The organism is Streptomyces sp. NPDC021080, assembly GCF_044333225.1.
Lineage (GTDB): Bacteria > Actinomycetota > Actinomycetes > Streptomycetales > Streptomycetaceae > Streptomyces.
Genome location: NZ_JBIRQM010000001.1, coordinates 742803 through 757974, shown reverse-complemented (window position 1 = coordinate 757974; position 15172 = coordinate 742803). Strand labels below are relative to the sequence as shown.

Below are 15172 nucleotides of genomic sequence, written 5' to 3'. Positions count from 1 at the left end.
TGATCGCCCTCCACTTGTCCAACTCTCACCCATCGCGGGCCGGTTCAGCCTTCGTGCGTACGCTCGACGAGCCCCGCGCGGCGTCCCCGAACCGGATGGTGAAGTCGTTCAGGGCCAGGCTGAGCAGGGGCGTGCGACGGCTCAACTCCCCCAGGGGGCTGCCTTCTTGTGCGATCCATCGGGCCCGTGCCATGCGTACGGCGGAGCGTGAGCGGACGGTGCTGGTCTTCAGCGCGCCGTCGAGGGTCTGCGTGACGCGATAGGTGAGGGGCCAGCGGCCCGGTATCCGGCGGCCGGGATCGAAAGCCGCGGTGGCCAGGACGTCCTTCTCCGTGGCGGCTCCGGCCCGTACACCGGCGGTCCGGTCGATGTCGAAGTCCGCCATCTCCTTGGGGATGCCCCACAGTTCCCGGCCGCCGGCCATCGAGGCGGCGCTGTCCACCCAGATGTCGGTGACGCAGACGCGCGGGCGGCGGCCGTCCCGTACGAGGACGGCCCGGAGCAGTTCGTTGTAGTGCAGGACGCTGTCGTTCTCGTAGACGACCCAGGCCGCGCCGACCGCGCCGCGCCCGGCGACGGTGACCGGCCGGGTGCCGTCCGCCACCCGGGGCAGTTCGCGCTCCGGCACCAGCCACAGCGACAGGTACATCTGGCCGGCCAGGTGCCAGGGTTCCTCGGGGTAGCTCGTCACGGGGTGTCCTTTCGTGTGGGGGGGTCCGGCAGCAGGGCGGCCGGTGCGCCGGCGGGCACGGCGGGGTGCCGCGGCGGTACCGGCGGCACCCGGCGGTAGGACAGGCCGGGGGCGGGCCGGGGGTCCTCCTCCCCGTGGTTGGGCCACAGGGCGACGGCCCGCTCGGCGAGGGCGGTGATGGTGAGGGAGGGGTTCACGCCGAGGTTCGCCGAGATCGTGGAACCGTCGATGACGTGCAGGCCCGGATGCCCGTGCAGCCGGTGATAGGGGTCGACCACACCGGTCTGAGGGTCCTCTCCGACGGTGCATCCGCCGATCAGGTGCCCGGTGGTGGGGACGTCGAACAGATCGGCCCAGGTGCCGCAGGCCCGGCCGCCGCCGCGCTCGGCCGCTCTGCGGGCCGCCCGGTGTCCGGCGGGTATCCACGTCGGGTTGGGGGTGCCCTCGCCGGGGCGGCTGGTCAGGCGCCTGCGTCCGGTGAGGGTGCGGCGGAGGTAGGTCGTCACGGAGTTGTCGAGGGACTGCATGACCAGCAGGACGACGGTCTGCTGGGACCAGCGGCGCGGGTTGTGCAGGGCCGGCAGGTCGCGCAGATTGCGCGCCATCGCGGCCAGACCGGTGAGCAGCCGGGAGCGGCCGGGGACGGGGTCGACGAGCATCGCTCCGAGCAGCCCGAGCAGATTGCTGCCGCGGCCGTAGCGGACGGCTTCGACGTGCGTGTTCTCGTCGAGGTGCACGGAGGAGGTGATGGCGACGCCGTGGCTGAAGTCGGCGGCCCTGTCCTTCGACCGGACGCCGAGGATCGCCTCGGAGTTGGTGCGGGTCAGCCGGCCCAGGCGGGGTGAGACCCGCGGCAGGGAACCGCGTTCCCGCAGCCGGTGCAGCAGCCTCTGCGTGCCGAGCGCGCCCGCGGCGAAGACGACGTGCCGGGCGGTCAGGGTCCGTCTGCGGCGCGTCGGGCCCGCCCCGGTGCGTACCGAGGTGACGGCCCAGAGCTCACCGTCCCGGGTGACGTCGGTGACCGTGCGCAGGGCCAGAACCTCGGCACCGGCGCGTTCGGCCAGGCCCAGGTAGTTCTTGGGCAGGGTGTTCTTCGCGTTGTGCCGACAGCCCGTCATGCAGGCACCGCAGTGCAGACAGGCGTTGCGGTCCGGCCCCGCGCCGCCGAAGTAGGGGTCCGCGACGCGGGCTCCGCCTTCCGTGCCGGGCGGTCCGAAGTGCACGCCGACCGGCACGGCCCTGAAGGTGTCCGCGCAGCCGAGGTCCTGCGCCGTGTCCCGCAGGAGCCGGTCGGCGTCGGTGAGCAAGGGGTTGGGGGTGACGCCGAGCATGCGGCGGGCCCGGTCGTAGTAGGGCGCGAGTTCGCCCCGCCAGTCGGTGATGTCGGCCCACGGCGACCCCTGGTAGAAGGCCTCGGGCGGCTCGTAGAGCGTGTTGGCGTAGCCGAGGGAGCCGCCGCCGACGCCCGCGCCCGTGAGGACGAGGACGTCGCCGAGCAGGGTCATGCGCAGGATGCCCGTGCAGCCGAGGCGCGGGGCGAACAGGTAGTCGCGCACCTGCCAGGAGGTCCGGGGGAAGTCGGTGTCGGCGAAGCGGCGGCCGGCTTCCAGGACCCCGACGCGGTACCCCTTCTCGGTGAGGCGCAGCGCGGTGACGCTGCCGCCGAATCCGGAACCGATGACGAGCACGTCGTAGTCGGGTGCGTCCATCAGGGCCCCTTCGGTACGAAGTCGGCGAGGACCGGGCCGATCAGGCGGGCGATGTTCGCCCGGCGGACTTCCGGGTGTTCGCCCGCGAGGCGCACCGGTCCTTCGAGGCCCGGCGTGTGGACCGCGAGCGCGAAGTACGGCAGCAGGACGAGCAGCAGGGACAGCAGGGCGTCGACGTCGGCGCCCTTGCGCAGGCCGCCGGTCTCGACCGCCCGCTCGACCAGGGGGCGCAGGCCGGCGAGGTAGATGTCCTGCACCGGAGCGCGCACGGCGTTACGGACGGCCGGGTCGAGCTCCATGTTGGTGGCGGCGGTGACCCCGCGTTCCAGCGGATGGCTCGCGAAGTAGTCCAGCCACGCTTCCAGGGCGTCGGTGAGATGGCGGGAGAACTCCGTGGAGCCGTCGTATCCGTCGAGCCAGGGCCGCATGGCGGCGTAGATGCGCAGGGAGGTCTGCTCGGCGACGTAGGCGAACAGGTCGAGCTTGCCCTCGAAGTACTGGAACAGCGAGCCCTTGGCCACGCCGGCCTCGCGGGCGATGACGTTGAGGCTTCCGGTGGAATAACCGTGGGTGCCGAACTCGTCCATCGCGGCGACCAGGACCCGTTCGCGCCGCACCGGTGACAGACGGGTCCAGGTGGAAGTGGGCATGCGTGCTCCTGCGTATGACCGGGCGGTCATGTGACCGCCCGGTCATCGTCGGTGCGGTGAACACGCCCTGTCAACGAGTCCGGCACGAAACGCGCGACGGGAACGCGCCGACGGGAAAGGGGCGGCCGGACAGTGCCGTTGGGCCGCAGCGCACCCGAACTCCTGCTCACGTCAAGGTCATTGACACGGGCGGCCGACACACAGCAGCCTGTGACCACCCGGTCATGTGACCGGGTGGTCACAGGCGAGGTCACAGGAAGGGGCCGGCATGGAGAGGGTGTGTGTGATCGGGGCGGGCTCGTCCGGGATCGCCGCCTGCCAGGTGCTGGCGGCGCGCGGGATCGCGTACGACTGCTACGAGACCGGATCCGAGGTCGGCGGCAACTGGCGCTATCTGAACGACAACGGGATGTCGTCCGCCTACCGCTCACTGCATATCAACACTTCGCGCCAGATCATGGAATACGCGAGCTTCCCCATGCCGGAGGACTGTCCGGTCTACCCCGGCCATGTCCACATCGCCCGGTACTTCGACAGCTTCGTGGACCACTTCGGGCTGCGGCCGTCGATCGCCTTCCGCACCGAGGCGGTGAGCGTCGAACCCGCCCCCGGCGGACGGTGGAGCGTCACGACCCGCCACCTGGATTCGGGCGAAACCTCGGAACGCCTCTACGGTGCCGTCCTGGTCGCCAACGGCCATCACTGGAAGCCCCGTTGGCCCCGGCCGGCCCTTCCGGGAGCCGAGGAGTTCACCGGCACCCAGACGCACTCCCACGACTACCGGACACCGGAGCCCTTCGCGGACAAGCGCGTTCTCGTCCTCGGCATCGGCAACTCGGCCTGCGACATCGCGGTGGAGACGTCCCGGGTGTCCCGGCGCACGGTCCTCGCGATGCGCCGCGGCGCGCACATCCTGCCCAAGTACCTCTTCGGCGTCCCCACCGACCATCTCACCGGCTCCTGGCTGGCCAGGGCCCCGCTGGCCGTGCAGGAGCAGGGCCTGCGGCTCCTGCTGCGGCTCAGCCGGGGCCGGCTGGAGGACTACGGGCTGCCGCGGCCCCGGCATCGCGTGCTGGGAGCCCATCCCACCATCTCCGACGATCTGCTCTCGCGCCTCGGCCACGGCGACCTCACCGTGCGGCCCGCTCCCGTACGGCTGGAGCGCGACCGGGTGACGTTCGAGGACGGGAGCACGGAGGAGATCGACGCGATCGTCTACTGCACGGGGTACGACATCGCGTTCCCGTTCCTCAAGGACGAGGTGATCGATCCGTCGGACAACGACATCGACCTCTACCACCGGGTCGTCGCGCCGGACCGTCCCGGCCTCTACTTCATCGGGCTGGTCCAGCCGCTCGGCGCGATCATGCCGCTCGCGGAGGCGCAGGCGCACTGGGTGGCGGATCTCCTCCAGGGCCGGTGCGCGCTGCCCGGACCGGAGCGGATGCGCCGGGAGACCCGGGCGTACCGCGCACGGCTGGCGCGCCGCTACGTCGCCTCCAGGCGGCACACGATCCAGGTGGACGCGGGGGCCTACCTGCGGGAACTGCGGACGGAGCGGCGCAGAGGCGCGGCCCGGGCCCGGCAGGAGGCCGCCGGCCGCTGAGAGCCCGCGCGGGACGGCCGGCACCCACCGGCCAACGGCTGTTCGGCGCAGGGGATCGGGAGTCCGGTGGAGGCATCGTCCGCTGGATGGAGTCCGTGACCATGGAATCCGGTGGACGCCCGAACGACAACGCCCACGTCGTGCGCTGGGGCCGGAGGCGGTTCCTGGCCCATCTGCCGGGCGCCCTGGCGCTGTCCGCGATGGGTGTGCTCGGGGTTTCCGCCCTCGTCGCCGGTTCCGCCGTCGGCGCGCTGTTCGTCCTGCCGATCCTGGCGTACGCGTGGTGGATGCGGCCCGCGTGGCGGCACCGCAAGGACGTCATGGCCTTCGACATCAACGGCTTCTGGTGGCTGCGCGGTCAGGACGCCCGGCTGATCCCCTGGGATTCACTGGCCGGCGTCACCATCCACCAGGACCACAGTTTCTTCAGCCACCAGAACATCAAGACGCTGGAACTGTGCCCGCTCGGCGGCGACGAGAACGCGGCCCCCTGGATGAGACCGTTCGTCCGCGCCCGGAAACCGCTGCGTCCCGGCCTGCCCGGCTTCAGTTACACCATCGACGTCACCCTCTGCCACAGCCGGTGCGAGAGTGCCCTGTGGCGGTGGGTGCCGCAGAAGCTGCGGCACGAGGCCAGAACCGCGGCGTGGAGCTTCTTCGACGCCCGGTGACCCGGGCGTACCGCACGCGGCCGCCGGCACCCGCCGTGTCCCGCGGCCGGTGACTCCGCCGCCGGCCCGCACCGGCGGCCGCGGCAGGAACCCGTCCTGGCGCGTGCCCGCGTCCCGGCCCCACCCGGCGTGACCCAGATCACGTGACACAAGTGCATAGTGAGGCACCCGCCAGCGTCTTTCCCCAGGTGTACGAGCTGGCAAGTGCGGGGACGGTGCGGATGGGACAGGCAAGAGCCGAGGGGACCGACGGCTTCGACGGGTTCGTCGCGGCCCGTTGGTCGGCGCTGTTCCATCTCGCCCGCCTGCTCTGCGCGGGCGACCGGCACCGCGCGGAGGATCTGCTCCAGGAGGCCTTGGTCAAACTCTGGTTCGCCTGGACGAAGGTGGCCGACGAGGCCCCCGAGGCGTACGTACGCAAGGTCATGGCCCGCGCCGCCGCCCGCTCCGCACGGCGGCGGTGGTGGGGCGAGCGCCCTGTGGAGACGCTGCCGGATCTCGCGCACATCGGCGACGAGTCCGCGGCCGTGGTGGAACGGTCGCGCCTCGAAGCGGCGCTCGCCCAACTGCCTCCCCGGCAGCGGGCGGCCGTAGTGCTGCGCTATTACCAGGACCTGCCCGAGAAACAGGTCGCGGAGGTCCTGGGCTGCCCGCTCGGCACCGCCCGCTCCCACGCGTCACGCGGTGTGGCGCGGCTGCGCCAGATCCTGGCGGATGTCATCGAGCCGGTGGGGTGAAGGGAAGAATGGACCACTTCGAGCGGGAGTTGGCGCGGATGATGCGCGACTCCCAGGAACACACCCCCTTCGAGCCCGCACAGCAGAACAACCTCCGCGACGGCGTCCGCGTCCGGCGCCGGATCCGCGCGGCGCAGCGGGCCGCGAGCTGCGTCCTGGCCGCCGCCGGGATCAGCGTCGGCCTGTTCCTGCTGCCGCACACCCCGGACCACGACCGGCCCCTGGGCCCCGTACCACGGCCCACGGTCACGCCCACCTCCCCCTACGCCACCCTGTCACCGACCCCGTCGTCGAGCGGGACCCCCACCGAGTCGGCCACCGCCACTTCCACCGCCGAGAACACCGCCGGCACGTCCGGCCCGCCCGAAACGCCGACCACGACGGGGAGTTCGACGTCGTCCGCCTCCGCCCCCGAGGGCCGGGGGACGGCGACGACCAGTACGCCCGCCACCGAACCGGCGACGCCGAGCGGAACCCCGACGTCCTCACCGCCGCCGTCAGGACCCGAACCGTCCTCGTCGGCCGAGACCAGCACCGGGTAGGCCCGGCACCCGGCACATCCGCCATCGGGCCGCCACCCCTGTCCGTACAGCACGCATATCCCCACCCTGTCAGCGCGGTTCGGCCGTGAGCGTCCTCGGCCTGCCTCGCGACAGGGAACAGAACAGGACACACCATGACGAAAGTGTTTCCGTCCACCCCCACGGACTTCGGGAGCCTCGCGGACTTGGAGAACTTCGAGGAACAGGACAGCGGGCCGCCGCCGGAACGCACGCCCGCACCCGGCGAGCCCATGCGCCCGAAGGGGCTTCCCGCCGGCCGCGCACCCCTGGACCGCCTGCCCGCCCGGCTCCCGTTGCCCGCGGACCACACGGAACCCGTTCTCGACGTGGTCGTCCCCGTGTTCAACGAGGAGACGGACCTGGAGCCGAGCGTGCGCCGCCTGCACGCCCATCTGCGCGAGACGTTCCCATACCCGTTCCGCATCACCGTCGCCGACAACGCGAGCACCGACGCCACCCCGCGGATCGCCGCCCGGCTGGCCGCCGACCTGCCCGAGGCCACGTGGATACGGCTCGACGAGAAGGGACGCGGCCGGGCCCTGCGCACCGCGTGGTCCGGCTCGAACGCGCCGGTGCTCGCGTACCTGGACGTCGACCTGTCCACCGAACTGAACGCGCTCCTGCCGCTGGTCGCCCCGCTGATATCCGGACACTCCGACATCGCCATCGGCACCCGGCTGGCCCGCGGTTCCCGGGTGACCCGCGGCCCCCGGCGAGAGATCATCTCCCGTTGCTACAACGCCCTGTTGCGGTCCACGCTCGCGGTCGGCTTCTCCGACGCGCAGTGCGGTTTCAAGGCCGTCCGCCGCGATGTCGCGGAACGTCTGCTGCCACTGGTCGAGGACTCGGGCTGGTTCTTCGACACCGAACTGCTGGTGATCGCCGAACGCGCCGGACTGCGGATCCACGAGGTGCCGGTCGACTGGGTGGACGACCCCGACAGCCGGGTCGACCTGGTCTCCACCGCCGTCGCCGACCTGCGCGGCATCGCGAGGATCGGCCGCGCGCTCGCCCGCGGCACGCTGCCCACGGCGCGGCTCGGCCGCACCACCGAGAGCGCACCACCGGCGTCCCTGACGGCCCAACTGCTGCGATTCGGCGCCGTGGGCGCCCTCAGCACGATCGGGTACGTCCTCCTGTACGCGGCGCTGCGCCCGGTGACGGGTCCTCAGACAGCCAACCTGTGGGCGCTGTTGGTGTGCGCCGTCGCCAACACGGCCGCCAACCGGCGGATCACCTTCGGGCTGCGCGGCCGGGGCCAGGCGCTGCGCCACCAGGCCAAGGGACTGGCCGTGTTCGGCCTCGGTCTCGCACTCACCAGCGGCTCGCTGGCCGCGCTGCACCACGGGACGCACGCACCCGGGCGCTCCGCCGAGATCACGGTCCTCGTCATCGCCAACCTGGCGGCGACACTGCTGCGCTTCCTGCTCCTGCGCACCTGGGTGTTCGCCCCTGCCGCCCGGGGCGACGCCACGGGAAGCGGACCGCGATGAACGGGCCCGCTCTCGCGGCCGCCTCGGCCCATCAGGACGACAGGCCCCGGACCGGCGTCCGCTGGCCGACGGTCGTCCTGCCGGACAGCACGGACCCGGACGGCGACCGCGCCCTCCGGCACCGCCTCCGCCGCACGGTTCGACGGCACGCTCCGGTCGTCGCCCTGTACGGCACCATGAAACTCGTCGGCTTCTGCGTCTTCATGTACCTGCTGGACTCCTCCGGGGACTTCCGCAGGAAGAACCCCCGCTTCGGGGGCGGCGCCCACGCCTGGGACGTCCTGGCCACCTGGGACGGCTGGTGGTACCAGCAGATCGCCGCGCACGGCTACCACCCCGCCCTCGTACCGGTACGCGGCGCCACCGGCCTGATCACACTGGAGGGCAACTCCGCCGCGTTCTTCCCGCTGTACCCCGCCCTGATGCGCCTGGTCTCCTCGTGCACCGGGCTCGGTCTGCTCGGTGCGGGCCTGGTGGTCTCCGTCGCCGCCTCGTTCGTGGCCGTCCTGGGCATCCACGCCGTGACCGCCCGCATCAGCGGCCGGCGCGCCGGGCTGGCCGCCGCCGGGCTGTGGGCCGTGTGGCCGGGCTCCGGCGTGGAGTGGTCCGGCTACTCGGAGTCCCTCTACACCGCCCTCGCCGCCTGGGCCTGTTACGCCGTCATGCGCCGGCACTGGCTCACCGCGGGCCTGCTGACCTGTGCCGCCGGACTCACCCGGCCGACGGCCACCGCGCTGATCGCGGCGCTCGCCCTCGCCGCGCTCGTGGAAGTGGTCCGACAGCGGCGCGCGCTGCGCCGCCGGGGGGATCCCCCCGTCCCGGAAGGAACACAGAACTGGGAAGCGGTCCTGCGCCCCGTGGCCGCCGTACTGATCGCCCCCATCGGTCTGGCCGGCTACCTCGGCTGGGTGGGCCACCGGATGGGCGACTACGGCGGGTACTTCACGCTCCAGGACAAGGCCTGGGCCCACTCGTTCGACGGGGGCCGGCACACCGTCAAGGTGTTCGCGTCCCTCGCGGTCGGCCACTTCGACTACCTCTTCGCCTACCCCTACGAAGACGTCGTCGCCGCCGGCACCGTCCTGCTGGCCCTGATGCTCCTGCCCCTGCTGTTCCGGCTGCGGCCTCCCCTCGTACTGACCGTCAGCACCCTTCTGACCATGGCACTCGTCCTGGGCAGCCAGCAGATCTTCGGCAACGTGTCCCGCTACCTGCTCCCGGCCTTCCCGCTCGTCGTCCCCTGCGCCACCGCCATGCGCCGGCTCAGCACTCCGGTCCTGTGCACGGTCCTCACCGTCGCGGCCCTCGCCTCCGGCTCCTACGCCGGGTACGTCCTGTTCGAGGTCGGCATTCCCTGACGGAACGCGCCCCGCACCCGATCCGCGGTGCGGGGCGCGCTGCGTGCGGGGCACGTTCGTGCGGGGCGGATGTCACCCGTTCTTCGGCGCCGCCTGCTGCACGACCTCGAAGGACCAGACCGAGGACCCGCTGGCGGCGGGCTTCGGGCGGTCGGCGCCACCCTGGTGGGCCGACTTCATCGGGCCCTCCATCCACGCCTGGAACGAGGCCTCGTCACGCCAACGCGTGTACACCAGATAGTCGTCGGTGCCCTCGACGGGGCGGAGAAGCTCGAACCACTCGAAGCCGTCGGAGTTCTCCACGGCACCGGCGCGCGAGGCGAAGCGCTTCTCGAGGGTCTCCCGCTGCTCGGCGGGTACGGTCAGGACGTTGATCTTGACTACGCTCATGGGTCCATCCTGCCGCACCGCGGTCGGCGCACGGCTCAGGGGCCGTCCGGTGCCCCGATCGGACGGCCCCCCTTCACTCCAGCCCCGGTTCAGCCCGCGGTCAGCAGCTGCAGCGTGTCGATGACGCGGTTGGAGAAGCCCCACTCGTTGTCGTACCAGGCGACCACCTTGATGTGGCGGCCGTCGACCCGGGTGAGGGCCGAGTCGAAGATCGACGAGGCCGGGTTGCCGGTGATGTCGGACGAGACGAGCGCGTCCTCCGAGTATTCGAGAACGCCCGCGAGCGGGCCCTCGGCCGCGGCGCGGTAGGCGGCGAGCACCTCGTCGCGTGTCACGTCGCGGGCCACGGTGGTGTTGAGCTCGACGATCGAGCCCACCGGCACCGGCACCCGGATCGAGTCGCCCGACAGCTTGCCGTCGAGGTTCGGCAGCACCAGGCCGATCGCCTTGGCGGCGCCGGTCGTGGTCGGCACGATGTTGACGGCGGCGGCACGGGCCCGGCGGGCGTCACGGTGCGGACCGTCCTGCAGGTTCTGCTCCTGCGTATAGGCGTGCACCGTCGTCATGAAGCCGTGCTCGATGCCCGCGAGATCGTCGAGCACCGCGGCCAGCGGGGCGAGCGCGTTGGTCGTGCACGACGCGTTCGAGACGATCGTGTGCAGGGCCGGGTCGTAGGCGTCGTTGTTGACACCGAACGCCAGCGTCACGTCGGCGCCCTCCGCCGGTGCGCTGACGAGGACCTTGCGCGCACCGGCGTCGAGGTGGGCCCCGGCCGCCTTGGCCGAGGTGAAACGGCCGGTGGCCTCCAGTACGACGTCGACGGCGAGCTCGGCCCAGGGCAGCTGCCCCGGTTCACGCTCGGCCAGCACCTTGATGCGCCTGCCGTCCACGACGAGGGTGTCCCCGTCGACCGTCACCGGGCGGCCGAGCCGGCCGGACGTCGAGTCGTAGGCGAGCAGCCGGGCGAGGGCGGCGGGCTCCGTCAGGTCGTTCACCGCGACGACTTCCAGGTCCGTGTCGCGTTCCAGCAGGGCACGCAGAACGTTGCGTCCGATGCGGCCAAATCCATTGATGGCGATACGTGTCATGAGTGTTGTCCCTTCGGCTCCCTTCCAGATTCGCGCGCCGCCGCGGGCGGTGACAGCGGCGAGATCGCCATGGTCCGCAAGGATCGCGCCAGCCCCCCGACGGGCCTCACCACCGGCCGGGGACGGTCCGCGGGGGCTATTCGCCCTGGGTGAAGGTGCGCCGGTATTCACTCGGGGAGGTGCCGAGGATCCGGTGGAAGTGCAGCCGCAGATTGGCTCCGGTGCCCAGGCCCACGCCCGCGGCGATCTGCTCGACGCTCCACTGCGATCGCTCCAGGAGCTCGCGGGCCATGTCGATACGGGCTCGCATGACCCATTGCATCGGCGTGTACCCCGTGTCCTCCGCGAAGCGCCGCGAGAAGGTGCGTGGCGACACGGCCGCGTGCTGGGCGAGCGTCTCCAGGGAGAGCGGTTCGCCGAGCCGGTGCAGTGCCCATTCGCGGGTGGCGGCGAACCGTTCGCCCAGCGGTTCCGGCACGCTGCGCGGCACGTACTGGGCCTGGCCGCCGCTGCGGTACGGAGCCGCGACCAGACGGCGGGCCGCGTGGTTGGACGCGGCCACGCCGAGGTCGCCGCGCAGGATGTGGAGGCACAGGTCGATGCCGGAGGCGGCGCCGGCCGAGGTGAGCACGCTCCCCTCGTCGACGAACAGGACGTTCTCGTCGACGTCGATGAGCGGGTGTTTCGCCGCGAGCGCCCGTGTGTAGTGCCAGTGTGTCGTGGCACGTCTGCCGTCGAGCAGCCCGGTGGCGGCGAGCGCGAACGCGCCGGTCGAGATGGCCGCGAGCCGCGCGCCCCGCTCGTGGGCCGCGATCAGCGCGTCGACGACGGCGGGCGGCGGGTCCTCACGGTCCGGGGACCGGTAGCCGGGGACGAAGACGAGTTCGGCCCAGGCGAGTTGTTCGAGGCCGTGGGCGACGTGGTACGACAGGCCGTCGCCGCCGGTCACGAGACCGGGTTCCGCGCCGCACACCCGGACCTCGTACGGCATGCTCGCCCGGGTGGTGAACACCTGGGCGGCAATACCGACATCGAGTGGTTTGGCACCGTCGAGCACGAGAACGGCGACGCGATGCAAGGGGGATGCCGGCACGGTGAAGAGAGTACGCGGACGGGCGGATCGGACCCGTTCGACGGGGCGTCCGTTCCTCCGGTACGCCTTCTCACACCGGTATGTGATGCCCCGGCACCGAAATCGGCGTATGTCCGTCGCCGCGGTCCCGTCGTCCCCGGGGACGGCGCCGGTCCGGCCGGCCGCCGGGATTGCCCTTGCACGCGCGGAGCTGCGGCTTTCCGGCGCGGTGCCTCGATATCGCTTCGGCAACCCCCTTCACAGGAGCCACACACGCCGTGCGAGGATGCGGCTCCGGTATCGAATACCGGTGTAGAGGGGAACCCCATTGAAATCAAGGAAACTGAGCCGTAAGCGGCAACGCGCAACCATAGTCACCGCGGCGGCGGCTTCGGTCGTCGCCGGCGCAGCCCTGCTGCCCAACTGGTCCGCGGGCGCGGCGAGTGTCGCCGACCCCACGGTGGACGCCGCCACGAAGGCGACCTTCCAGCGGCTGGCCGACGCGGTCTTCACCGACCGCACCGACGCCCTGGTGGGCGATGACGGAACGAAGCAGAAGACGTCGCGGTTCTCCGGCGACGTGCGGCTGTCCTCGACCCAGTCGCGTGCCGAGAAGTCCGCGCTGGCGAAGCTGGAGAGCCGCAAGGCCCGTCTGGCGGAGCTGGGCGAGAAGTACCGTTCGGCCAACACCAAGGTGACGCTGGACCGTACTCGGGTGAAGGGCCGTCACGCCACGGTCGACGTCACCGAGTCGACGACCCTGGCCTACGACAAGGCCAAGGGCGACGAGCCGAAGACCACCGGCTTCGAGGCGCACCACACGCTGACGTTCAAGGCCGACCGCGAGGGCGACTGGCAGCTCACGGGCATCCGTGACACGGACGACGGGGTCGCGGTCAACCAGGTCCAGGCCACGACGTTCGTCGCCACGCCGATGACCGGTGACAGCACGCCGCCGTCGGCGACCAAGGCCGCCACCACGTGGCCGGCGCCGGCCAAGGCGAAGAACTTCTCGGCGACCGGCTACGACTACAAGGCCATGGCCGCGTACGCCGCGAAGTACTGGAAGAACTACAACCCGGCGTACCCGAACTTCAACGGGGAGGGCGCCGGCGGAGACTGCACGAACTTCGTCAGCCAGACCCTGAAGGCGGGCGGCTGGAAGCACGTTCCCGGTGACGGGACCGACTTCCACAAGTGGTTCGGCAACTCCGAGATCCAGTCGGACTCGTTCGTCGGTGTCAACGAGTTCTCGTGGTTCGCGCTGTCCTCGAAGCGGGTCACCAGCCTCGCGAACGTCTATCAGGCCGACGTCGGCGACGTCATCCAGATGGACTTCAACAAGGACGGGTCCAAGGACCACACGATGATCGTCACGTACCGCAGCCCGCAGGGTGTGCCGTACCTGTCGTACCACTCCACCAACACCTACAACCGGTCGTTGGCGAGCATCATCGCGTCGTACCCGAACGCCGCGTACTACGCCTACCGCACCTGAGCGGACGCGTTCCCGGGGCGGGAGCCCGGCACCCTGTGCCGGGCTCCCGCCCTTTGCCGTACCGGGCGGGTCGATGCCGGTGGGGCCGGGGTTCCACCGCGGCCTCAGCGCTGGAAGGCGGCCCCCAACCGGGCTCCGGTCCCGGGCGCGGCGAGTGCGTGCGGGCCGTAACTCACCGATCCGGTCGCGGTGATGCCCGAAGCGGTGCCGGGGAAGACCCATACGCCCCCGTTGCCGCTGTTCTCCTTCGGCGCCGACACGACGGCGTATCCGCCGACGACGGCGGTGCGGGCGCCGAACGCGTCGCCGTTCTCCGCCGTGCCGGGCACCCCGGCCGTGTTCTGGCCGAAGACCTGGACCGCGCTGCCGGACAGGCCCGTCCGGCTCCCCCGCAGGACGGCGAAGGTGCCGGCGTCGGTCCGTCCGGCGTGGTCCTCGCCGGGCACTCCGGCGACGACGTCGTCGTATCCGTCCCCGGTGACGTCCCCGACGGAGACGTCGGTGCCGAAGCGGTCGCCGCTCTCCCCCGTCCCGGGGACGCCCGGGGTGTTCTGGCCGATGAGGGCGGCCCGTTCCGCGAATCCGCCGGCCGTGCCCCGCACCACGCCCACGAGCCCGCCGCCCGGGGCGGTGCTGCGGCCGAAGACGACGTCGAGGCGGCCGTCGTGGTCGATGTCCCCGAGGGCGACGCTGTCCGCGGACACCGTGTCGGCGGCGGCTATGAGTGGGCCCGCCACGAGGCCGTGCGCGGTGCCGCGCAGCAGTTGCAGGCGGGGCGGCGGGACCGTCCGGCCGTCCGAGTCCCACGATCCGCTGCTGACGACGAGGTCGGTTCTGCCGTCACCGTCCACGTCGCCCGCCGCCATCGCGTGGACGCGGACGTCCACGTCCACGAGGGGGCCGGTGCGGGCCGGGACACCGGTACGGCCGATGGGTCCGTACCGCGTCTCGTACGCCGTCGCGAGGTCCAGGTGGCCGTCCCCGTCGAAGTCGCCGGCCCGGGTCGCCGCCCTGCCCTCGCCGGCGATCGCGGCGGTGACGAGACCGCCCACGCTTCCCCACAGCACGGTCTGCCGTCCGACGTCACGGGCGCTGCCGATGTCCTCGCCGGGAGATCCGACGATCAGGTCGGTGTAACCGTCGCCGTCGAGGTCCGCCGCGGTGAGGTCGCTGCCGAAGCCGTCGCCCGCCTCGGCCGTGCCGGGGATTCCGTAGCGGTTCTGGCTGATCACCTGGCGTTTGACGCCGTCGGGACCGTGGCCCATGCCGTAGACGACGGTGAAGTAGCCCGCCCCGGCGTGGCCGTCGACGGTGCCGCCCGGCGCGCCGATGGCCACGTCGGGATATCCGTCACCGTCGAAGTCGGCGTGCACCGGGCCCGTGACGGCGGCGGCACCCGCGGAGGCGTTCCCCGGGGAGGCCACGACGGGGGCGGCACCCGTGACGGACAGGACGAGGGCGGCCGTTGCGACCGCGGGCAGGCGGAGACTTCGCGAGGACAAGACGCACTCCTTGAGGACGGTGATCGCGCGACGGGCGTCCCGACGGCTGGTGTCCCGCAAGACCCGCGCCCGGCACCGATGGTTGTACGCCGCCGCGTCACCTCGGATCCACCGCGATGCGGCCGTCCGGAGGGGTAGGGCGGC

At 72.0% G+C, this 15172-nt stretch carries 14 protein-coding genes; 7 read left to right on the top strand and 7 right to left on the bottom strand.

Translation table 11 applies throughout. The features are described 5' to 3' along the window. Positions 1 to 25 precede the first annotated feature (25 nt). Genes ACH4S8_RS03315 through ACH4S8_RS03305 form a run of 3 tightly spaced genes read right to left on the bottom strand, consistent with a single transcriptional unit; the run spans position 26 to position 3050 of the window. Positions 26 to 691, bottom strand: a complete 666-nt coding sequence (locus ACH4S8_RS03315) for an acetoacetate decarboxylase family protein (RefSeq protein ID WP_398390411.1) — start codon at positions 689 to 691, stop codon at positions 26 to 28. Continuing rightward, complete coding sequence (locus tag ACH4S8_RS03310; protein WP_398390409.1) at positions 688 to 2400, bottom strand: GMC oxidoreductase; 1713 nt, start codon at positions 2398 to 2400, stop codon at positions 688 to 690. Before ACH4S8_RS03310 ends, ACH4S8_RS03315 begins: the two co-directional genes overlap by 4 nt. Further along, complete coding sequence (locus ACH4S8_RS03305; RefSeq protein WP_398390407.1) at positions 2400 to 3050, bottom strand: TetR/AcrR family transcriptional regulator; 651 nt, start codon at positions 3048 to 3050, stop codon at positions 2400 to 2402. The genes ACH4S8_RS03310 and ACH4S8_RS03305 overlap by 1 nt, the downstream gene beginning before the upstream one ends. 268 nt (positions 3051 to 3318) lie before the next feature. Between ACH4S8_RS03305 and ACH4S8_RS03300 the strand changes: the two genes are divergently transcribed. The 6 genes from ACH4S8_RS03300 (at position 3319) to ACH4S8_RS03275 (ending at position 9478) form a co-directional block, all read left to right on the top strand. Beyond that, positions 3319 to 4656 (top strand): flavin-containing monooxygenase, encoded by a 1338-nt coding sequence (locus ACH4S8_RS03300; RefSeq protein ID WP_398390405.1) that lies wholly within the window; start codon positions 3319 to 3321, stop codon positions 4654 to 4656. Between the two features lie 86 nt (positions 4657 to 4742). Further along, positions 4743 to 5327 carry a hypothetical protein gene (locus tag ACH4S8_RS03295; protein WP_398390404.1) on the top strand — a complete coding sequence of 195 codons (585 nt, stop codon included), beginning with the start codon at positions 4743 to 4745 and terminating at the stop codon, positions 5325 to 5327. A gap of 221 nt (positions 5328 to 5548) precedes the next feature. Next, positions 5549 to 6064 (top strand): SigE family RNA polymerase sigma factor, encoded by a 516-nt coding sequence (locus ACH4S8_RS03290; protein WP_398390402.1) that lies wholly within the window; start codon positions 5549 to 5551, stop codon positions 6062 to 6064. Positions 6065 to 6072: 8 nt separating this feature from the next. Beyond that, entirely contained in the window at positions 6073 to 6606 is a 534-nt protein-coding gene (locus tag ACH4S8_RS03285) for a cellulase (RefSeq protein ID WP_398390400.1), read from the top strand. Positions 6607 to 6857: 251 nt separating this feature from the next. Further along, positions 6858 to 8120, top strand: a complete 1263-nt coding sequence (locus ACH4S8_RS03280) for a glycosyltransferase (protein ID WP_398390714.1) — start codon at positions 6858 to 6860, stop codon at positions 8118 to 8120. Next, positions 8117 to 9478, top strand: coding sequence for a hypothetical protein (locus tag ACH4S8_RS03275; RefSeq protein WP_398390398.1), 1362 nt, complete (start codon positions 8117 to 8119; stop codon positions 9476 to 9478). Before ACH4S8_RS03280 ends, ACH4S8_RS03275 begins: the two co-directional genes overlap by 4 nt. A 72-nt stretch (positions 9479 to 9550) precedes the next feature. Here the strand turns inward: ACH4S8_RS03275 and ACH4S8_RS03270 are convergent, their stop codons facing one another. The 3 genes from ACH4S8_RS03270 to ACH4S8_RS03260 all read right to left on the bottom strand — a co-directional run bounded on the left by ACH4S8_RS03270 (position 9551) and on the right by ACH4S8_RS03260 (position 12049). Further along, positions 9551 to 9868: an antibiotic biosynthesis monooxygenase family protein gene (locus ACH4S8_RS03270; RefSeq protein WP_398390396.1), complete on the bottom strand. Its 318-nt coding sequence runs from the start codon at positions 9866 to 9868 to the stop codon at positions 9551 to 9553. Positions 9869 to 9957: 89 nt separating this feature from the next. Further along, positions 9958 to 10956, bottom strand: coding sequence for a type I glyceraldehyde-3-phosphate dehydrogenase (gap, locus tag ACH4S8_RS03265; RefSeq protein ID WP_398390394.1), 999 nt, complete (start codon positions 10954 to 10956; stop codon positions 9958 to 9960). 136 nt (positions 10957 to 11092) lie between these two features. Next, on the bottom strand, positions 11093 to 12049 hold the full coding sequence (locus tag ACH4S8_RS03260; protein ID WP_398390393.1) for a GlxA family transcriptional regulator: 957 nt from the start codon (positions 12047 to 12049) through the stop codon (positions 11093 to 11095). A gap of 307 nt (positions 12050 to 12356) precedes the next feature. On the opposite strand from ACH4S8_RS03260, the gene ACH4S8_RS03255 reads away from it, so the two are divergent. Further along, a complete protein-coding gene (locus tag ACH4S8_RS03255; RefSeq protein ID WP_398390392.1) occupies positions 12357 to 13526 on the top strand; it encodes an amidase domain-containing protein in 1170 nt (389 codons plus the stop codon). A gap of 104 nt (positions 13527 to 13630) precedes the next feature. Here ACH4S8_RS03255 and ACH4S8_RS03250 read toward each other — a convergent pair whose 3' ends face one another. Then, on the bottom strand, positions 13631 to 15028 hold the full coding sequence (locus tag ACH4S8_RS03250; RefSeq protein WP_398390391.1) for an FG-GAP-like repeat-containing protein: 1398 nt from the start codon (positions 15026 to 15028) through the stop codon (positions 13631 to 13633). Positions 15029 to 15172 lie beyond the last annotated feature (144 nt).

Excerpts from the sequence above, each read along its gene's own strand:
- ACH4S8_RS03280 (WP_398390714.1), top strand. The coding sequence starts at position 6,858 with ATGCGCCCGAAGGGGCTTCCCGCCGGCCGCGCACCCCTGGACCGCCTG.
- ACH4S8_RS03285 (WP_398390400.1), top strand. The coding sequence starts at position 6,073 with ATGGACCACTTCGAGCGGGAGTTGGCGCGGATGATGCGCGACTCCCAG.
- ACH4S8_RS03300 (WP_398390405.1), top strand. The coding sequence starts at position 3,319 with ATGGAGAGGGTGTGTGTGATCGGGGCGGGCTCGTCCGGGATCGCCGCC.
- gap (WP_398390394.1), bottom strand. The coding sequence starts at position 10,956 with ATGACACGTATCGCCATCAATGGATTTGGCCGCATCGGACGCAACGTT.
- ACH4S8_RS03305 (WP_398390407.1), bottom strand. The coding sequence starts at position 3,050 with ATGCCCACTTCCACCTGGACCCGTCTGTCACCGGTGCGGCGCGAACGG.
- ACH4S8_RS03295 (WP_398390404.1), top strand. The coding sequence starts at position 4,743 with ATGGAGTCCGTGACCATGGAATCCGGTGGACGCCCGAACGACAACGCC.
- ACH4S8_RS03275 (WP_398390398.1), top strand. The coding sequence starts at position 8,117 with ATGAACGGGCCCGCTCTCGCGGCCGCCTCGGCCCATCAGGACGACAGG.
- ACH4S8_RS03290 (WP_398390402.1), top strand. The coding sequence starts at position 5,549 with ATGGGACAGGCAAGAGCCGAGGGGACCGACGGCTTCGACGGGTTCGTC.
- ACH4S8_RS03270 (WP_398390396.1), bottom strand. The coding sequence starts at position 9,868 with ATGAGCGTAGTCAAGATCAACGTCCTGACCGTACCCGCCGAGCAGCGG.
- ACH4S8_RS03310 (WP_398390409.1), bottom strand. The coding sequence starts at position 2,400 with ATGGACGCACCCGACTACGACGTGCTCGTCATCGGTTCCGGATTCGGC.